Origin of the sequence: Coprococcus sp. AF16-5, assembly GCF_003479365.1 — a bacterium.
In the GTDB taxonomy this organism is placed as follows: domain Bacteria; phylum Bacillota; class Clostridia; order Lachnospirales; family Lachnospiraceae; genus Coprococcus; species Coprococcus aceti.
In genome coordinates, this window is sequence record NZ_QUGZ01000006.1 from 130,315 (window position 1) to 150,589 (window position 20,275).

Below are 20,275 nucleotides of genomic sequence, written 5' to 3' on the forward strand. Positions count from 1 at the left end.
TAAGGCAGTTAAGATGTGCCTGCGTAAATCGGAGGAGAAAACACAGTATGAATATATTTGACATAATGGGGCCTGTAATGGTTGGACCGTCGAGCTCACACACGGCAGGGGGTGAAGGTGTGTATCGGTGCAGACATGTCCGATACACTGAAGGAGACTGCGCGTGGAGGCCTTGCAACCACTCGCACGGCGCTTGAGGTGAAAAATAGACTAAAAATGTAGATAGAAACTATGGCATTTGTCAAATTGCATAAATAAGGTTTTTTTTAGCCTGCAAACATGATATAATTGCATAAAGAATGTTTTAAAAATGCAGTTGGGGATGATCAGATGAGCAACAGGAAGAGAATATGCGTTATAACAGCACAGGTTGAAGAGAGTACACAGAATCGCTTCATGCAGGGATTTCTGAAGCAGGCATATGATATGAATTACGATGTCTGCATATTTTCCATGTTTTTGAAGTACCAGGATTCAACAGACAGGGAGGTTGGAGATTCAAACATCTACAACCTTATTAATTTTAACCTTTTTGATGCTGTGGTATTGTGTCAGGACACCATACAGACTCCGGGAGTCGTAGAAAAGCTGGAGAAGCGCCTGCAGTCAGAATTTGCAAATGGTGTGGTAGTGGTAGTCGACAAAGAGAATAACATATTCCCAACGGTCATGATGGATCATTATACCCCTATAGTAAAACTCGTGGATCACCTTATAGAGGTTCACGGCCACAAGAACATATATTTCCTGGGCGGACTCAAGGAGCACATACACTCCAAGCAGCGACTCGCCGGTTACATAGACAGCATGAAGGCGCACAACCTGCCGGTTACGGACGACATGATATATTATGGAACATACTGGTACGACAGCGGCGACTACATGGTGGACGAGCTTGTGAAGGATATGGAGCATCTGCCGGATGCCATCGTATGTGCAAATGACTGTATGGCCATCGGAGTGTGCACCGCATTTGACAGATATGGAATAAGAGTTCCCGAGGACATAGCCGTGGTGGGCTATGACTCCATAGAAGACGGAAGAAACAGTCCTGTTCCGATCACATCTGCGGACATACCGGCGGATGACTGCGGGCACTACTGTATGAAATATATAGATGCAAAGCTCAACGGACATGACGTACCGGAATTCAAGTCCAATGTGGAGCTGTACATAGGTGGAACCTGTGGCTGTGAGGGCTGGGAACGAGAGACAGTCAGGATCAGAAGAGACAAATGGGAGACAGACCTCTCAGAGACCGGCTTCTACTCTTGCTTCAACAACATGGCGGATGACCTTGTGGCGCAGACGAGCGTGGAGTCATTCTTTGACACCGTGTCGGAATACGTGTACCAGATAAGACCATTTGAGAGCTTCCATCTGTGCCTGAACGACTACTGGAGAAATCCGGAGGTCATGACCGGCGATGAGGCACTTCGCCACGGTTACACAGATCATGTATACAGACTGATAAAGTGCGGCCCGGATGAAAAAGAAGAGAGACACATACGCTACGACGACGTATTCGAGTCTGCGAAGCTGTTGCCGGAGCTGTACGAGGACAGGGATTATCCTACAGCGTTCATATTTACACCATTGTTCTTCCAGGACAGAAGCTTTGGCTATGCAGTGGTGAACTACGGTGCAGAGCCGAGGGTGTACGAAGATGTATACAGATCCTGGATCAAGACGGTTGCCAGGGACATGGAGTCATTTGCAAGACATCAGGGACTCAATGTACTTCTAAACAAGCTTGAGGCGGATCAGATAAGAGACGGTCTCACCGGAATGTACAACTACAGAGGCTTCATAGGCAGGGCAAATGACATGATAAGCCAGGCCGCTGAAGAGAAGTCTGAGATACTTGTGTTGGCGGTGGATCTGAAGAATACACGCCAGATAAACAGCAATTACGGAAGAACAGAGGGTGACAGAGTCCTAAGCTATGTTGCCCAGTCGATAAATGAGATACTTACCCCATACGAGATATCCATGAGGATGGGAAATGACGAGTTCGTCATAGCCACAGTGGCAAAGAGTGGCGATATCTCAAGGGGAGAATATATAGCCGAGGAACTCAAGAAGAAGCTTGAGGCGGCAAACAGTGGCGGAAAGGACGATTACGAGCTCGGTATATATTACGGATGTAAGAAGGCTCTGGTCAAGTCATCTGCCGAGCTGGAGACCCTCATCAACGATACGGTCAACCAGAAGAACCGCATAAAAGAACAGAACAATGCCAAGGGACGCAACAAAGCGACGATAACGAACAGGGATCTGGAGAGAGATGAGATAGTAGCTATGATACTGGACAACAACATGCTCACATATCATTTCCAGCCTATAGTAAGTGCCCGTGACGGAGGCATATTTGCATACGAGGCACTTATGAGGATACTGGTTCCTATGAGAATGTCACCCCCTGAGCTTCTGGAGAGTGCAGAGAGACTGAACAGACTGTACGATGTGGAAAAACTCACACTGTTCAACGTCGTGGAGATCGTGGCATCGAATCCTGAGATGTTCAGGGGCAAGAAGGTATTTATCAACAGCATGCCGGGGCATATGCTCAACGCACAGGACAGAAAAGAATTCCTTTCAAAGGTGAAGACGCTCCAGTGTGCAGGCATAGTCATAGAATTTACCGAGGGAGCAGAGCTGTCGGATGCGGAACTGAATGATCTCGAGGCATTCCTCAGAGGAAATGGCATGGAGATCGCTATAGACGACTACGGCGCAGGCTATTCAAATGTAAACAATCTTCTCAGGTATATGCCTGAGTATGTGAAGATAGACAGAATGCTTCTGACAGGGATCGATGCAGACCCACACAGACAGCATTTCGTCAAGGATATAATAGAATTCACCTCGACCAACGACATCAAGGCGCTGGCGGAGGGCGTTGAGACCACGAAGGAGATGAAGACCGTCATCCAGCTCGGTGCGGATCTCATTCAGGGATACTATACCGCCCATCCGAACGCGGAGGTAGTACAGCTCATATCCCCACAGGTTGTGAATGAGATAGTTCAGTACAACCAACAGGAAGAGGTGGCTGAGAACAGCAGCATATTTGTCATGGAGCATGAGAGAAATGCATCACTTCTGAAGCTCGCATCCCGGGGAATCAGGGAGATAGTTGTGGCACAGAGAGCCGGTGGCGACAACAATGTCCGCATAGTCGGCGCACAGGGCTTCAAGTCAAATATGACACTCAAGATAAAGGATGGTTTCACCGGAACCATAGTGCTGCAGAACGTAAGCTTCTCGGGCGACCGCGACAAGCCTTGTATAGACTGCGGTGAGAATACGGATCTGCACATCGTGCTTGAGGGTAAGAATTTCTGCAGGAATGGCGGAATAAAGATACCGGAGTCGTCCAGAGTGACATTTATCGGAGATGGTGATATAATGGTCCGCGTCAACGGTAACAGCTATTACGGAATAGGCAATGACATTCATTCAAAGCATGGAGTCATGAAGTTCAAGCAGGAGGGCGCCATTAATATAGAAACAAACGGTGTGAACGGAGTGGCAATAGGCGCCGGACTCGGAGGAGATATACGTATAGAGAAGGGCCGATACGACCTGTATATCAACGGCGAGAACGGAGTTGCTATTGGAAGCATAAGCACCCCGGTGAATCTGAATCTCCTGCAGGCGGACATAGACATAACCTATGAGGCTGCAAATGGAGTCGCCATCGGCTCGGTGAGCCAGCACGCAGATATCGCGATAAAGAACACATCCATATCGCTCAGAGGATCGGGCAACAGATACGTGGCGGTCGGAACCCTGGACGGAGATGGATGCAGCGTAGATATAAGCAGAGCACATGTGGACATGAACCTTAAGGGCAATTCGTGCATAGCCATGGGATCTGACCATGGAATAGCAGACATACGCATGACGGACGCCAACTCAAGGCTGGCGGTTCAGGGCGAGGCGTGCTTCGCACTTGGAAGCAGAGACGGCACAGGCATGCTGTCTAGCAATAATGCAGATCTGAATGTGGTTGTCAGGAATTCACTGAACATAGATATATCCGCGGCAGAGCAGGACATACGTCTGGTGAATGGAAGATACATGTTCATTTTGAACAATGAGAATATAGAGCGCAAGGTAGTAGAGCGCTATTAATTCAAAGGAGTATAAAGGATAATGGAAAGAGAGACTATGTGTATACAGGCTGGATACCAGCCTAAGAATGGGGAGTCAAGAATGATACCGATCGTACAGAGCACAACGTTCAAGTACGACACGAGCGAGGATATGGGTAAGCTGTTTGACCTTGAGGAGAGCGGATATTTCTACACCAGACTTGCAAATCCGACAAATGACTATGTGGCAGCCAAGATATGTGCCCTGGAGGGGGGATCGGCAGCAGTGCTCACATCGTCAGGACAGGCAGCAACATTCTTCTCGGTATTCAACATTGCCGGAGTGGGAGATCACGTTGTGGCATCATCCACCATATACGGAGGAAGCTTCAACCTTTTTGCCGTGACCATGAAGAGAATGGGTGTGGAATTCACATTTGTGGATCCAGACTGCTCGGACGAGGAACTTGAGGCAGCGTTCAGACCGAACACCAAGGCCGTGTTTGGCGAGACCATAGCCAATCCGGCACTCATAGTATTCGATATAGAGAGATTTGCAAATGCGGCACATGCACACGGAGTACCACTCATCGTGGACAACACATTTGCCACACCGATCAACTGCAGACCTATAGAGTGGGGCGCAGACATAGTCACACACTCCACCACGAAGTACATGGACGGACATGATGCAACCGTGGGTGGGGCGATCGTGGATTCAGGCAAATTCGACTGGATGGCACACGCAGACAAGTTCCCAGGACTCACCACACCTGATGAGTCATATCACGGAGTGGTATACGCAGAGAAGTTCGGCCAGGGCGGCGCATATATCAACAAGATCGTGGCACAGCTTATGAGAGATCTCGGCCCGATACCTGCACCTATGAATTCGTACATGCTCAATCTTGGACTGGAGTCGCTTCACGTGCGTATGCCACGTCACTGTGAGAACGCACTGGCGGTTGCGAAGTTCCTCGAGGCACACGATAAGATAGCCTGGGTAAATTATCCTGGACTTGAGAGCAGCAAGTATTACGAGCGTGCTAAGAAGTATATGCCGGACGGCACATGTGGAGTTGTGTCATTTGGCGTCAAGGGAGGAAGAGCTGCTGCGGAGGCCTTCATGAAGGAACTCAAGGTTGCGATGATAGCAACACATGTGGCGGATGCACATACATGCGTTCTTCATCCTGCATCAGCTACACACAGACAGATGAATGACGAGGAGCTTCTGGCGGCAGGAGTAAGTCCTGATCTTGTGAGACTGTCGGTGGGCATTGAGAATGTAAAAGACATAATAGCAGATCTTGAAAATGCACTGGATAAGGTACAGATATGAGAATAATAAATATAACCGACCTTTCGGCACCCGAGCTTGATATATATGCGCGCATGTCAGAGAATCAACTGGCGCACATATATGAACCGGCTTCCGGGCTGTTCATAGCTGAGAGTCCAAAGGTCATAGAGAGGGCACTGGATGCGGGTTACGAGCCAGTGTCCATTCTATTGGAAGACAGGCACGTGGAAGGACAGTGCGCGGATATAATAAAGCGGTGCGGAGATATACCGATATACACAGCACCATTTGATGTCCTCACGAAGCTCACGGGATTTGCCCTGACAAGGGGGATGCTGTGCGCCATGAGGAGGGCAGAGCTGCCGTCTGTTGAGAGCGTGTGTGAACATGCCGCCAGAATAGCGGTGCTTGAGGAAGTGATGAACCCGACAAATGTGGGAGCGATATTTAGAAGTGCGGCGGCACTAGGGATGGATGCTGTACTGCTCACGCCGGGCTGCAGTGACCCGCTCTACAGGAGGGCGGCAAGGGTCAGCATGGGAACGGTGTTCCAGATACCGTGGACATATATTACATTTGACACCCTGGGTCTTGCACACAATAAAGCAGATCATGGCATATGGCCGGAGTTTGGGATGGAACAACTTCACAGTATGGGCTTCAGGACGACATCCATGGCGCTAAGAAATGACACGATAGACATACACGACCCGGAGCTGAAGCAGATCGACAGACTTGCAGTAATACTGGGAACCGAGGGAGAAGGCCTCAAGACAGAGACCATAGATTCCAGCGACTACACAGTGAAGATACCAATGTATCACGGAGCGGACAGCCTGAATGTGGCTGCAGCCAGTGCCGTGGCATTCTGGGAACTTGGCAGACGCTCGTAAAACGTCGAAAAACATCCCTCAAAAAATACGCATACATATCTACAGGATATGGAAAATATGTTATAATAGTCAGGACGTGAACAGACAGGCTCATAGTCGGCAGAAGGAAAAGACTTAGGAGGATGATAGACATGTTTTATGCTATTTCAGGAATTAACGGGGATTATGAGGCATACAAGAGAGCACTCAAGAAACTTAAGTTTCAGAACCTTGACGATATAAAGGAAGAGGACATCATGAACGAGGAGGCAGTCATCAGCACCCTTGAGGGCGAGGATGTCCTGTATGTCCTTGGCAATATAATCGGAGCAGGCGGCGGATCCATGAAGATACTTCAGGATATGATGAGCAGAGATAATGTCATCGCAGTTGTCGGTGAGAACGAGTACAAGATCACACAGGCACTCAAGGCACTGAATGACCATATCCAGTCCACAGGTGAGGTGCCACCACAGATGCTGGTAGACAAGATAACATCCATGCTTGGAGAAGAACTCTCAGGTGCGGTGGAGGAGTTCCTGCAGCTTGACGATGAAGAGCGTGAGGATGTCATAGAGTATATAGATGAGATTTCTGAGGAAGCGTTCCTCGAAGTGATGATGGCGAGAAAGAAATTTGTGCTGGTTCACGCCGGAATAAGAAACTTCGATCCGAAGAAGGAACTGGATGAGTACGACACAGAGGACTTCATCACAGAGCCAGCAGACCTGGACAAGACATATTACAAGAACAGAACACTCGTTGTTGGACATGTGCCAACCACAGAGCTCGGCGGTGAGGGCAAGATCGTTAAGAAGAACAACAACGTTGCCATCGACTGCGGGTGCGGCAAGGGCGGACAGCTTGGAATATACTGCCTGGGCAACGGCTCGGAGATGTATGTATAATAGAATAAAGAAGAGATTGACACGGCGGGATATGAAATATCATATTCCGCTTTTTTATTATGGAAGAAATTGGATTAAGAAAATAAAGTGGTTTATACAAATTGTATAGTTAAGCAAAAAATCAACGAGGATTTTTGTCGATTTTAAATCGCAAATGGAATTGAAAAATTGTGAAGAAACTGTTAAATTAGGGGGTGAGCATGTATAAAGAATTTCCCTATATAAATATTTATAGTTTTTTATAAAGAAAACAGGAGGAAAACATGGGTGTTATAGATTTTCATTCACACATACTGCCGGGTATAGACGACGGCAGCAGGAATGTCGAGACATCTATAGGCATGCTTCGGATGTGCAAAGAGCACGGCGTTGATATTATGATAGCGACGCCGCACTTTTATGCTGATTCAAATACTGTGGAGAGGTTCATTGATTCAAGACAGAAAGCATATGATAAAGTCATGGCTGAGAATATGGACATACCGCAGATTATAATGGGGGCAGAGGTCGCGTTTTTTGCAGGAATAAGCAGAGCGGAGAAAACGGACGCACTAAAAGTAGAAGGAACTGATATCATGTTGCTGGAGATGCCGTTTGTGACATGGAGTAATTCGGTAGTGCAGGAAGTACGAGACTTAATTGAGAAGAGACATTTCCATATCATACTAGCTCATATAGAGCGATTCTTACAGATACCAGGCAACAAGCCATATGTGAGACAGATCCTTGAACTGCCAGTTACGGTGCAGGTGAATGCGGCGACACTTCTGGATTTCAGACAGAAGGGCAAAATGCTCAAGATGTTCAAGAAAGGACAGGTACACATCATAGGAAGCGACTGCCATGGTATGCATCACAGGGTGCCGAACTTGTGGCTTGGCCGCGAGGTGCTGGAGAAGAAGCTGGGACATGAATTCCTAGAGAACATGGACAGCTACGGAACAAAGCTCCTGAAAGAACATCAGATACACCCATAATCAGCAATAACAACGAAACATGTAAAAGATAAACAGATAGATGGAGGACAACAACATGTCTAAGAAGACAGCGATAATCATCAGTATTGTGCTGTTCATAATACTGTGTGGTCTTATTGTGTGCGAGAAGAAGTGGCCTACAGCGGGAACAGACCTGCTTATGCTGGACGTTCTGAGATAGCACATTACATTCCGAAGAGGTGATACATATGTCATACAGGAACAGAACACTATCAGAAAAAAAGAGAATATACAAGAAGCTTGGACTTGTGATCACAGCCATACTGGTCGTATGCATTGCACTGGCGATAGCACTCAGACCGACAAAAGGAAATGCATCACACAATGCATCGGGCACACAGGCGGTCGAAGGCATGATTGAGGTGGACGGAGTCAAATACGTTCCCAAGAAGAATATAGAAACATATCTTTTTATGGGAATCGACAACATGGGCAAGGTTCAGAAAGTCACCGATTATGAGGGGGCAGGCCGATGCGATGTGGTCATGCTGATGGTCAGAGACCTGACAGATGGAACATACAAGACGCTGAGCATAGACAGAAATACCATAGTGGAGCAGGATACACTGGATCCCGACGGAACCTACGTTGCAACGAGCCCGGCACAGCTTGCTCTGGCACATGAGAATGGTGACGGAATGGAGATAAGCTGCGAGAACGTGGTCAAGGCGGTGTCAAACTTCCTTGGCGGCCAGAAGATAGACGGATACGCAGCGGTGAATATGGGGGCCATAGGAACCATCAACAATCTGGCTGGCGGAGTCACGGTTACCATAGAGGATGATTTCTCCAAGGTGGATAAGACAATGAAGCAGGGAGAGACCATCACACTGACCGATGAGCAGGCAGTACATTTTATCCATGACAGATTCGATGTGGGAGATGAATCCAACACCCAGCGAATGAAGCGTCAGGAGGTGTACAAGGCAGGACTCAAGGATAACCTGGCGGCAAAGTGCAGCGAGGATAACACATATCCACTGACCATATATGACGCCCTGGGAGATTACATGGTGACAGATATCAGCTCACAGAAATTCTCCAAGCTGGCACTCCTTGTTCTCAAGGATAAGGACGCCGGAACGGTGTCAATAGAAGGAACAGAGACCATAGATGATCTCGGATTTGTCGAGGTGGAGCCGGATGCGGACAGCCTTCAGCAGGCGATCGTAGAGCTGTTCTACAAGGAATATAACTAGCATCACACATTTGATGCAGGGGATATAGATACAAAAAACGGATGGAGGGAATATATGAATTCCAACAAGAAAATGGCTGCTGTGCAGGATAAGACCACACAGATAGCCGCAGTGAACACATACAAGAATACAGAGGATGATGAAAACGAGATCGATCTCCTGGACATGGGAATGGCGCTTCTTGAGAAGCTCCCATACATCATACTGTGCTTCCTGATCGGTGCGGTGCTGTTCAACGCATTTGCATACTTCCTGATCAAGCCGACATACCAGTCGACAGCCAAGCTGTACGTGGTATCAGCATCAGATGATTCCATAGTAAATCTCCAGGACCTTAACATCGGTTCATCCCTTACCAAGGATTACGAAGACCTGATACTCAGCTATCCGGTTCTCGACCAGGTCATCGAAAAGCTCGGCCTTGATATGGACTCAGAGAGGCTTGCCAAGATGATAACCCTTGAGAATCCTTCAGACACACGAGTCCTGAAGATCACGGTCACAAGCACTGACAAGCAGCAGGCATGTGACATTGCAAATACACTGGCGAACGTGTCGATAGAGTATCTCCCGGATACCATGAGCACAAGCGCACCTAACATAGCCCAGGTTGCAAGGGTAGCAGACCAGAAGGTCGGACCAAGCTACCTTAAGTACACCGCCATAGGTGCATTGCTTGGAGCACTCATCTACTGCCTGATCGTCATTGTGGGATACCTGATGGATGACACGATCCACTCAGCAGACGACATGGAGAAGTATTTCGGAATAGTACCGCTCACGACAATACCTGAGAGCGACCAGTTCAGAACAGACGATTCAGATGAAGAGCCTGGAAAGAAACATAACAGGAAAGAGAGGGTCAGAGCATGAAGAAGCTTAACATAGAGTTTCAGGAACTCCCATATGCAGTGGAGGAGGCGATGAACCGTCTCAGGATCAACATAAAGTTCTGTGGCAAGAACACAAGAAAGATACTCATAACCAGCAGCATGCCAAATGAGGGCAAGAGCAGCGTAGCGATCAACCTGTGGAAGATGCTCGCTGAGGCAGGATTCCCTGCAGTGCTGGTGGATGTGGATCTTCGTAAGTCAGTCATAAAGGACAGACATCACATAAAGGATGCTGACAAGCTTCCGGATCTTGGATATTTCCTTTCGGGACAGTCCGAGATGGAGGATGTCATCTATGAAACACAGGTAGAAAATGCATACATCGTACCTTGTATGAACCTTCTGGAGAATCCATCGGCTCTTCTGGAGGATGCTAGATTTGCAGAGCTTCTTGACAAGCTGGCAGAGACATATAGGTATGTCATTATAGACTCGCCACCGCTTGGCAGTGTGGCGGATGCCGCTCAGATCGCATCACTGTGCGATGGCGCAGCTCTGGTAGTCAGAGCAGGTGAGACATCAAGAAGTCTCATCAAACAGTCATTCCAGCAGCTTGACCAGGTAGGTTGTACGCTGCTTGGAGTCATACTCAACAGAGCCCAGACAACGGGGAGAGCATACAAGAAATACTACGGCAAGTATGGCAAATACTATAGCCAGTACGGCTATGGTTATGGCACTTACGGCAAAGAGGCTGCAGCCGCCAGCGACAGCACCCCGTCAAAATAATTCACTTTGGATATAACGCCATGTATAGTGGCGTGCAGGGCGTTTTATCATATATTCAATACAATAGAACTTTTTGGGAAGGAGGAATTTGTTGTGAAGAATTTAAAGAAGCTTTTGGCTATAGTTGTATGTATCGCAATGATGGTGCCAACAGTTGCATTTGCAGCTACATCATCACCAACTAAGGTAAACGTTAAGTCTGCTACAGCAAAGTCGCTTACATACAATGCAAAGAGCCAGACAACAACAATTGTTGTTAACGGTAAGACACTTACCCTGAACAAGGATTTCAAAGTCGTTTCAGGAAGCCTTAAGGCAACAAAGGCTGGTACATACACAGTTAAGATCAAGGGAATAGGTAACTATTCAGGCGATACAACAGTTAAGTACACAGTTAACGCACAGCAGAGCTACAAGGCTACTGCTGCTGCAAAGACATACAATGCTAAGAATCAGACAACCAAGGTTACAGTTAAGTATGGTAACACAGTTCTTAAGAGAGGTACTGATTACAAGATTACTGGTGTAACTAGGGCTAAGAACGCTGGCAAGTATAAGATTACCGTAAAGGGTATCAACAACTACAAGGGTACAAAGACAATTTACTACACAATTAACAAGGCTGCTCAGAAGTCTGTTAAGGTTAAGGTAAATGCTTCTAAGAAGAAGATCACTGTATCTGGTGTTAAGGCAAAGGCAAAGGTTACTTACAAGTCAGCCAATAAGAAGGTCAAGGTTAAGAATGGCAAGATTACTGTTGGTAAGGGTGTCAAGAAGGGCACAAAGGTAAGAATCACTGTTAAGGTTGCTGCAACAAAGAACTACAAGGCATACAGCAAGTCAATTATTTACAAGGTTAAATAATCAACCTGCTATGTTAAATAGTTCCAAGCCCTAGCCGGTGGCGCAAAACGAATGTCCATGCCACAGGACGTTCCGCGCCGCCAGTGTGGGTGATAAATAACAGACCATTTAATGCGTATCATGGTTTACAGATGAAAAGGTTCAGCCGACAATCACACGGGCTGAGTCATTTCATGTATGAATCAACAGACCGGGTCATGCGGGCACAAATATGACCCTGACGACAGAGGATGAGGAGAGAAAATTATGTATCAGAAAGGCGCAAAAGGCTGGCTGAAGCACTTTGACTTCATGCTGCTGGATCTTATAGTACTTCAATTGTCATTTCTTGTGGCATTCCAGATCAGACACGGCATGGTAAATCCGTATGCGAACAGAGACTATCTCGCGTTGGCTATCATCACGGAGCTGGCGGATATAGTAGCCATGATATTTCTGAATACATATGAGGGCGTCATCAGAAGAGGATACTTCAAGGAATTCATATCCAGCTTCAAGAACGGTTTCGTGATAGTTGCACTGCTCCTTCTGTATGTGTTTGTCCTCAAGGATACATCTATATATTCCAGAACTACTATACTGCTCATGTGGGCCATATACGTATATGCTACATTTGCAGTGAGGAGCCTGTGGAAGAAGCATCTCGCGAAATATGCAGAGCATGGCAAGGGCAAGAAGCTCCTGGTCATGACCACCAGACATGTAGCAGATGAAGTGGTGGCAGGCCTCAAGGAGAAGAACTACTCCGGGTTTGATATAGTAGGAGTCATGGTGATAGATGCCAATCTCATCGGTCAGGAGATCCAGGGAGTGCCGGTGGTGGCGGATTACAACAGTGCAGTTGATTATGTGAGAACCGCATGGGTGGACGAGATATACGTGGATGTGCGTGGAGCATACGGATATGCGAACACCCTGATAGACGCATTTATCGAGGGCGGCATCACAGTTCACATGTGCATATCATCCATCGTGAGGACCCACGGCGACAAGCAGCTCATCCAGAAGATAAATGGTGAGACCGTGGTCACGACCATGATGAACTACGCAACACCAAAGCAGATGTTGCTCAAGAGAACGGCAGATATAATAGGAGGTCTGGTGGGCAGCATATTCACGCTCATCCTCACCATATTTATAGGACCTATCATATACATCAAGTCCCCAGGACCGATCTTCTTCAAGCAGGAGAGAGTGGGACTTAATGGCAAGATATTCAAGATGTACAAGTTCCGAAGCATGTACATGGACGCTGAGGAGCGCAAGAAGGAACTCATGGCGCAGAACACCATGAGCGATTCTAAGATGTTCAAGATGGACTTTGATCCGAGAGTCATAGGCAACAAGATCCTGTCGGACGGCACCAAGAAGAAGGGAATCGGCCAGTATATCAGGGACTTCTCCATAGACGAGTTCCCACAGTTCTTCAATGTGCTGAAAGGGGATCTCTCACTGGTTGGAACAAGACCACCTCTCATCTCTGAGGTGGAGCAGTATGAGATGCACCACAAGAGCCGTCTTGCAACGAAACCTGGAATCACCGGAATGTGGCAGGTGAGTGGCCGAAGTGACATAACTGACTTCGAGGAGGTTGTGAGACTGGATACGGAGTATATAGAGAACTGGAGCTTTGGACTTGATGTGAAGATTGTGCTGAAGACTATCAAGGTTGTGCTTGGTAGGGAAGGGTCGAAGTAGAGGAGGAAGATAGATGAAAGGAATCATACTCGCCGGAGGTTCCGGCACAAGATTGTACCCACTTACGATGGTGACGAGCAAACAGCTCCTGCCGATATATGACAAGCCGATGATATACTATCCACTGTCTGTACTTATGAATGCGGGAATAAGGGAGATTCTTATCATCTCAACTCCAGCGGATACGCCGAGATTTGAAGCACTTCTAGGCGATGGACATCAGTTCGGAATAGAACTGTCATATGCAGTACAGCCATCACCTGACGGACTCGCGCAGGCGTTCATAATTGGTGCGGATTTCATCGGAGATGACAGTGTGGCTATGGTTCTGGGAGATAACATATTCGCGGGTCACGGACTCAAGAAGAGACTCAATGAAGCTGTCGCAAATGCTGAAGGTGGCAAGGGCGCTACAGTGTTCGGATATTATGTGGACGATCCGGAGAGGTTTGGCATAGTTGAGTTTGATGAGAACGGCAAGGCCATATCCATAGAGGAGAAACCGGAAAAGCCGAAGAGCAACTACTGTGTGACCGGACTTTACTTCTATGACAACAGAGTTGTGGAGTATGCGAAGGGTCTTAAGCCATCGGCCAGAGGAGAGCTGGAGATCACTGATCTGAACAGGATATATCTAGAGAATGGTGATCTGAACGTGGAACTCCTAGGACAGGGGTTCACATGGCTTGATACAGGAACACATGAGAGTCTGGTGGATGCTACTAATTTCGTAAAGACTGTGGAGCAGCATCAGCACAGAAAGATAGCATGCCTTGAGGAGATAGCATACCTGAATGGCTGGATCAGCAGGGAAGAGGTTCTTAAGGTATATGAAGTGCTGAAGAAGAATCAGTATGGACAATATCTTAAAGATGTCCTTGATGGCAAGTATCAGGAGCACCTTTATTAGAATATAGATACATTGAGCATTTGCTCAGGTACAAAGATAGAAAAAGAAGTAAGAGGCAAATGCGAGGAGGAGAATTATGACAATTATAGTAACAGGTGGAGCAGGATTTATAGGAAGCAACTTCGTATTCCACATGCTTAAGAAGTATCCGGATTATAGAATCGTATGTCTTGACAAGCTTACATATGCGGGCAATTTGTCAACTCTTGAGCCGGTGATGGACAATCAAAACTTCAGATTCGTGAAGCTTGATATATGTGATAGAGAGGGCGTATATAAGCTGTTCGAAGAGGAACATCCAGATATGGTTGTGAACTTCGCTGCTGAGTCCCATGTGGACAGATCCATAGAGAACCCAGAGATATTCCTTCAGACAAATATCATAGGAACAGCCACACTGATGGATGCATGTAGAAAGTATGGTATACAGAGATATCATCAGGTAAGTACCGATGAAGTATATGGTGACCTTCCACTTGACAGACCAGATCTCTTCTTCACAGAGGAGACTCCAATACATACAAGCTCACCATACAGCAGCTCCAAGGCTGGAGCAGACCTGCTTGTTCTTGCATATCACAGAACATATGGACTTCCTGTTACTATCAGCAGATGTTCGAATAACTATGGTCCATATCACTTTCCAGAGAAGCTTATACCACTTATGATAGCCAATGCTTTGGCAGATAAGCCGCTTCCAGTATATGGAGAGGGATTAAACGTGCGCGACTGGCTCTATGTGGAGGATCACTGCAAGGCGATAGACCTTATCATCCATAAGGGACGAGTAGGAGAGGTCTACAACGTAGGTGGACACAATGAGAAGAAGAATATAGATATAGTGAAGATCATATGTAAAGAGCTTGGCAAGCCAGAAAGCCTTATCACCCATGTGGGAGACAGGAAGGGACATGACATGAGATATGCCATAGACCCTACAAAGATCCACAACGAGCTTGGATGGCTTCCAGAGACGAAGTTCGAGGACGGAATCAAGAAGACAATACAGTGGTATCTGGACAACCGTGAGTGGTGGGAGACAATAATATCAGGTGAGTACCAGAACTACTATGAGAAGATGTATAGCAATAGATAATTGATTTATATTACAATACCACCGCAGAGCGTATATGTAATATGAATAATAAAAGTCAATTATCATGGAGGTTGGAAATGAAATTTTTTGTAACAGGTGTTGGCGGTCAGCTGGGACATGACGTGATGAATGAACTTCTGAATCGCGGATATGAGGGAGTTGGTTCTGATATACAGCCTGCATATAGTGGCGTGGATGACGGATCACTAGTGACTAAGGCTGACTATGTGCAGCTCGACATCACTGACAAGGCTGCTGTAGAAAAGATAGTATCAGAGATTAAGCCTGATGCAGTTATCCACTGTGCGGCGTGGACTGCGGTGGATGCTGCAGAAGACGAAGAGAATATAGACAAGGTTCGTGCTATCAATGCCGGTGGAACAAGAAATATTGCAGAGGTGTGTAAAAAGCTTTCCTGCAAGATGACATATACCAGTACGGATTATGTGTTTGATGGTCAGGGAGATATACCATGGGAGCCGGACTGTAAGGACTATGCACCGCTCAATGTGTATGGACAGACAAAGCTTGAGGGTGAACTTGCGGTATCTGAATTGCTTGATAAGTATTTCATAGTGAGAATAGCCTGGGTGTTCGGTCTCAATGGAAAGAACTTCATCAAGACAATGCTCTCTGTAGGGAAGACTCATGATGAGGTGAGAGTAGTATGTGACCAGATAGGAACACCTACTTATACGCTGGATCTAGCGAGGCTTCTTGTGGATATGAATGAGACTGAGAAGTATGGCTACTATCATGCAACCAATGAAGGTGGGTATATCAGCTGGTATGATTTCACATGTGAGATATATAGACAGGCTGGATACAGCACAAAGGTGACACCTGTTACAACAGAGGAGTATGGACTTTCAAAAGCGGCAAGGCCGTACAACAGCAGACTTGACAAGAAGAAACTTGCAGAGACTGGGTTTACGCCACTTCCTACATGGCAGGATGCGGTTAGCAGATATATTAAAGATTTATCATGAGGAGGGACCCGCGTTAGCGGGAGGAGTCCTGATGATTACGCAGACGCCACGCGCAAGCGTCTTAAATGCGTCTGCTCCATAATAGAGTATTAAGGAAATAAGAGGTATAGATACAATGGGACAGATAAAGGTTGAAAAGAATGTAGGCGGTATAGAAGGTCTGTGTGTCATCGAACCGGCAGTACATGGCGACAGCAGAGGATACTTCATGGAGACTTATAATGAGAGAGATATGAAGGAAGCTGGAATAGATGTGAAGTTTGTACAGGACAATCAGTCTATGTCAACCAAGGGTGTTCTCAGAGGGCTTCACTTCCAAAAGAACTATCCACAGTGTAAGCTGGTAAGAGCTGTGCGTGGAGAAGTGTTCGATGTGGCTGTGGATCTCAGAAGTAATTCTGAAACTTATGGTAAATGGTATGGTGTACGACTTTCCGCTGAGAATAAGAAACAGTTCCTCATACCTGAGGGATTCGCACATGGATTCCTTGTGCTTTCTGATGAAGCAGAGTTCTGTTATAAGGTGAATGATTTCTGGCATCCAAACGATGAGGGCGGTATGGCATGGAATGATCCGGAGATAGAAATTGAATGGCCAGAGGTTGTTGGTGAGTATAAGGGCAGTGCCAGTGCTGAAGGCTATGCGTTGAAGGATGGTACTAGACTTAATTTGAGTGATAAGGATCAGATGTGGAGTGGTATGAAGGATACGTTTAAATTCTAGGAAGATATAGTGGTTATATATATTTATGCGATTAAAGTCATAGAAATGGAGATCTGACAATGAATATACTCATTTTGGGCGCGGCTGGATTTATAGGAACCAATTTAACCTTCAATCTTTCAAAGAACAAGGATGATAAAATTACACTTGTTGATAAAAACAAAGAGTATTTTGTTAATATAGAAAAAAAATGTCTTGAAAATGTAACTATTAAAGAAGCATCATTGGATGAGAAGATGGATTTTAGTATCCTTGATGGTCAAGATATAGTATATCATCTTGTAAGTTCAAATGTTCCAACAACATCAAATCAACATATTAGCCTTGATATTCAGGCCAATGTTTTATTTTCATCATATTTATTTGATGCATGTGTTGAACATAGTGTAAAAAAAGTTGTTTTTATTTCCTCTGGAGGAACTGTATATGGTAAAGAGGCAACATGTCCTTTATCAGAGGAAACCCCGACAAATCCCATATCATCTTATGGTATTCAAAAGATAACTATAGAGAAATTATTATATTTATATAATTATATGTATGGTTTAGACTATAGAATTATAAGATTGGCAAATCCGTATGGTCCATATCAACGTCCTAATGGGGTTCTTGGGGCTGTGACGACATTTACATATAAGGCAATTAAGAGAGAAGAAATTCAGGTATATGGTGACGGTTCTGTTGTACGAGATTATATATATATTGATGATGCTATAAATGCGATAATCAAAGTTGTTAATGGAGAAAACAAGCACCATACATTTAATTTGGGATGTGGTTATGGAACATCTATTAAAGAATTGCTCTTAACGATAGAGAAAGCATTAGGAATAGAATTGAAAATTGTATATAGAGCGGGAAGAACGGTAGATGTTCCTGTTAATTATTTAGATATAAGTAGGTATGAAAAATACTATGGAAAACTAAATCCGATTAGCTTAGAAGAAGGAATTAAAAGAACCGCAAAGTTTATGAAAGAGGAATTATTGTAATGGAAAGAATAGCTGTTATTATGGGCAAGATGCATTCTGGGGGGAAAAAAAATCTGGTCATGGAATATTATAGGCATATAGACAGAGACAAGATTCAGTTTGATTTTATTTGCGATGATGACTCAAATGCTATTCCAACGGAAGAAATAGAAGAATTAGGCGGAAGAGTCTTTATAGTGCCAAGATATCAAAATATATTTGCAAACATACGTGAAATTAAAAGAATATGCAAGGATAATAACTATAAAATTGCACACGGCTATAATGGAACTATGAATGTCTTTGGGTTATATGCAGCATGGCGAGCTGGCGTGAAAGTGCGTATTAATGAGAGTATATCCATGGCGCATAAGGCAGATAAAAAAACAATTCTTAAAAATATTCTAAAACCTTTTTCAAGGTGTTTTTCAACACACTATATGGCAAATGGAGACGTGTGCGGAAAATGGCAGTTTGGAAAGTTATATGATGAAGGAAAAGTAGCTGTTTTTAAAACAGTTATAAATGCCGACGAAAATAGATTTGCCCCAGAACTTAGAGAAAAATGCAGAGAAGAGTTTGGATTAAAGAATAATGTTGTGATTGGACATATTGGCAGATTGACGGCTCAAAAAAATACACTTTTTATAATTGATATATTTAATGAGATCACTAAACTTGAGGGAAAAGCAAAACTTGTAATTATTGGCGATGGTGATTTGCGAGAAGAAATGCTCTCTAAAATAAAAGAATATGGAATAGATGATAAAGTTCTTTACTTAGGGAGAAGAGAGGATATTAGACAATTTTATAATGCAATGGACTGTTTTTTATTGCCTTCACTATATGAAGGATTGCCAGTTGTTGGTGTTGAGGCTGAATGCTGTGGATTGCCAATGTTTTTTTCAAGTGAAATTCCTAAAGAATCGAGTCCATGTGATGATTTAGGAGAATTTATTTCGCTAGAAAAGAAACCTATGTATTGGGCAGAAAGGGTTATAAATAGGATTGAAAAAATACAAAGAGCAGATCATAGCAAAGAGATAAGGGTTGCAGGATTTGATTCGGTTACAGAAGCAAAAAAGTTACTTACTTATTATGAGGAGTTATTAAAATGAAAAAAGTTCAAGTCTTGTTATCAACATACAATGGTGAAAAATATCTAAAAGAGCAGCTTGATAGCATAATAGCACAAGAAGGTGTAGATGTTCATATTTTGGTCCGAGATGATGGTTCTAAGGATGACACTATAAAAATATTAGAGGGGTATGAAAATATTGATATAATAAAAGGCTCAAATATAGGTGTTTGTAAAAGCTTTTTTGAGTTGATAAATAAATCAGGGGAATATGATTACTATTCATTTGCGGATCAAGATGATGTTTGGGATTGTGATAAGTTGGTAATCGCAATAAATAAATTAGAAAAGTGCGATTCTAAACCAGCAGTTTATGCATCAAATACAAGACTGGTAGATGCAAATTTAGCATTTTTAAAATGTGAGGATGATAATCCAAAGACAACTCTAGGGGCGGCGTTTGTAAAAAATTATTGTACGGGATGCACAATGGTGTTTAATAAACAATTGATGAAATATCTTAAAAATAATTTGCCAGAGTATGCTCCGATGCATGATTGGTGGGTTAATTTAGTTTGTTTATCGATTGGTGGAGTTTCTTTATATGATCAAAAGCCTCATATGAATTATCGCCAGCACGGAAATAATGTATTGGGAGCAGAAAAAAATCCAATCTTAAAAGCTCAAAATAGATGGAGTAAGTTTAGAAATGAATCATATCATAGAGATATCATGGCAAAGGAACTTGCTAGTATGTATTCAACCGTAATGACGAGAGAGGCCTTAGAAGTAGTCAATGTGTTAGGAGACGAAAAAAGAAGGTTAATAAATATTATAAAAAATAAATGCATTAAAACAGGTTGTTTGTCAGTAGATTTTCTTTTCATAATATTAGTAATCTTTAAGAAAATATAGAAGTGACCAATAATTAAAAGGAGTTTAT

At 44.6% G+C, this 20,275-nt stretch carries 18 protein-coding genes; all 18 read left to right on the plus strand.

Annotation, left to right across the window (positions count from 1 at the left end; genetic code table 11):
- Positions 1 to 330 precede the first annotated feature (330 nt).
- The 18 genes from DWW70_RS13290 (at position 331) to DWW70_RS13370 (ending at position 20,247) form a co-directional block, all read left to right on the plus strand.
- Positions 331 to 4,140 (plus strand): EAL domain-containing protein, encoded by a 3,810-nt coding sequence (locus tag DWW70_RS13290; protein ID WP_118650031.1) that lies wholly within the window; start codon positions 331 to 333, stop codon positions 4,138 to 4,140.
- A 21-nt stretch (positions 4,141 to 4,161) separates the two neighbouring features.
- Complete coding sequence (locus tag DWW70_RS13295; protein ID WP_015534752.1) at positions 4,162 to 5,442, plus strand: O-acetylhomoserine aminocarboxypropyltransferase/cysteine synthase family protein; 1,281 nt, start codon at positions 4,162 to 4,164, stop codon at positions 5,440 to 5,442.
- Entirely contained in the window at positions 5,439 to 6,296 is an 858-nt protein-coding gene (locus tag DWW70_RS13300; protein ID WP_117875235.1) for a TrmH family RNA methyltransferase, read from the plus strand. Before DWW70_RS13295 ends, DWW70_RS13300 begins: the two co-directional genes overlap by 4 nt.
- Before the next feature lie 131 nt (positions 6,297 to 6,427).
- Positions 6,428 to 7,183 (plus strand): hypothetical protein, encoded by a 756-nt coding sequence (locus DWW70_RS13305; RefSeq protein ID WP_015534754.1) that lies wholly within the window; start codon positions 6,428 to 6,430, stop codon positions 7,181 to 7,183.
- A 263-nt stretch (positions 7,184 to 7,446) separates the two neighbouring features.
- Positions 7,447 to 8,160, plus strand: a complete 714-nt coding sequence (locus DWW70_RS13310; RefSeq protein ID WP_117875237.1) for a CpsB/CapC family capsule biosynthesis tyrosine phosphatase — start codon at positions 7,447 to 7,449, stop codon at positions 8,158 to 8,160.
- A gap of 55 nt (positions 8,161 to 8,215) precedes the next feature.
- Entirely contained in the window at positions 8,216 to 8,341 is a 126-nt protein-coding gene (locus DWW70_RS15350; protein ID WP_255415671.1) for a hypothetical protein, read from the plus strand.
- Between the two features lie 28 nt (positions 8,342 to 8,369).
- Entirely contained in the window at positions 8,370 to 9,380 is a 1,011-nt protein-coding gene (locus DWW70_RS13315) for an LCP family protein (protein WP_118650032.1), read from the plus strand.
- A 54-nt stretch (positions 9,381 to 9,434) separates the two neighbouring features.
- On the plus strand, positions 9,435 to 10,253 hold the full coding sequence (locus DWW70_RS13320) for a YveK family protein (protein ID WP_117875240.1): 819 nt from the start codon (positions 9,435 to 9,437) through the stop codon (positions 10,251 to 10,253).
- A complete protein-coding gene (locus tag DWW70_RS13325; protein WP_055223475.1) occupies positions 10,250 to 11,002 on the plus strand; it encodes a CpsD/CapB family tyrosine-protein kinase in 753 nt (250 codons plus the stop codon). Before DWW70_RS13320 ends, DWW70_RS13325 begins: the two co-directional genes overlap by 4 nt.
- Before the next feature lie 93 nt (positions 11,003 to 11,095).
- Positions 11,096 to 11,866, plus strand: a complete 771-nt coding sequence (locus tag DWW70_RS13330; protein ID WP_055223477.1) for a hypothetical protein — start codon at positions 11,096 to 11,098, stop codon at positions 11,864 to 11,866.
- Between the two features lie 246 nt (positions 11,867 to 12,112).
- Positions 12,113 to 13,564 (plus strand): sugar transferase, encoded by a 1,452-nt coding sequence (locus DWW70_RS13335; RefSeq protein WP_118650033.1) that lies wholly within the window; start codon positions 12,113 to 12,115, stop codon positions 13,562 to 13,564.
- A gap of 13 nt (positions 13,565 to 13,577) precedes the next feature.
- Entirely contained in the window at positions 13,578 to 14,474 is an 897-nt protein-coding gene (gene rfbA / locus DWW70_RS13340) for a glucose-1-phosphate thymidylyltransferase RfbA (RefSeq protein ID WP_118650034.1), read from the plus strand.
- A 76-nt stretch (positions 14,475 to 14,550) separates the two neighbouring features.
- Positions 14,551 to 15,570, plus strand: a complete 1,020-nt coding sequence (rfbB, locus tag DWW70_RS13345; RefSeq protein WP_118016839.1) for a dTDP-glucose 4,6-dehydratase — start codon at positions 14,551 to 14,553, stop codon at positions 15,568 to 15,570.
- A gap of 77 nt (positions 15,571 to 15,647) precedes the next feature.
- Entirely contained in the window at positions 15,648 to 16,559 is a 912-nt protein-coding gene (gene rfbD / locus DWW70_RS13350; RefSeq protein WP_118650035.1) for a dTDP-4-dehydrorhamnose reductase, read from the plus strand.
- A gap of 115 nt (positions 16,560 to 16,674) precedes the next feature.
- On the plus strand, positions 16,675 to 17,283 hold the full coding sequence (gene rfbC, locus DWW70_RS13355; protein WP_118016837.1) for a dTDP-4-dehydrorhamnose 3,5-epimerase: 609 nt from the start codon (positions 16,675 to 16,677) through the stop codon (positions 17,281 to 17,283).
- A gap of 59 nt (positions 17,284 to 17,342) precedes the next feature.
- Positions 17,343 to 18,275 carry an NAD-dependent epimerase/dehydratase family protein gene (locus DWW70_RS13360; protein ID WP_118016836.1) on the plus strand — a complete coding sequence of 311 codons (933 nt, stop codon included), beginning with the start codon at positions 17,343 to 17,345 and terminating at the stop codon, positions 18,273 to 18,275.
- Positions 18,275 to 19,372: a glycosyltransferase gene (locus tag DWW70_RS13365; RefSeq protein WP_118016835.1), complete on the plus strand. Its 1,098-nt coding sequence runs from the start codon at positions 18,275 to 18,277 to the stop codon at positions 19,370 to 19,372. The genes DWW70_RS13360 and DWW70_RS13365 overlap by 1 nt, the downstream gene beginning before the upstream one ends.
- Positions 19,369 to 20,247, plus strand: coding sequence for a glycosyltransferase family 2 protein (locus DWW70_RS13370; RefSeq protein ID WP_118650036.1), 879 nt, complete (start codon positions 19,369 to 19,371; stop codon positions 20,245 to 20,247). The genes DWW70_RS13365 and DWW70_RS13370 overlap by 4 nt, the downstream gene beginning before the upstream one ends.
- Positions 20,248 to 20,275 lie beyond the last annotated feature (28 nt).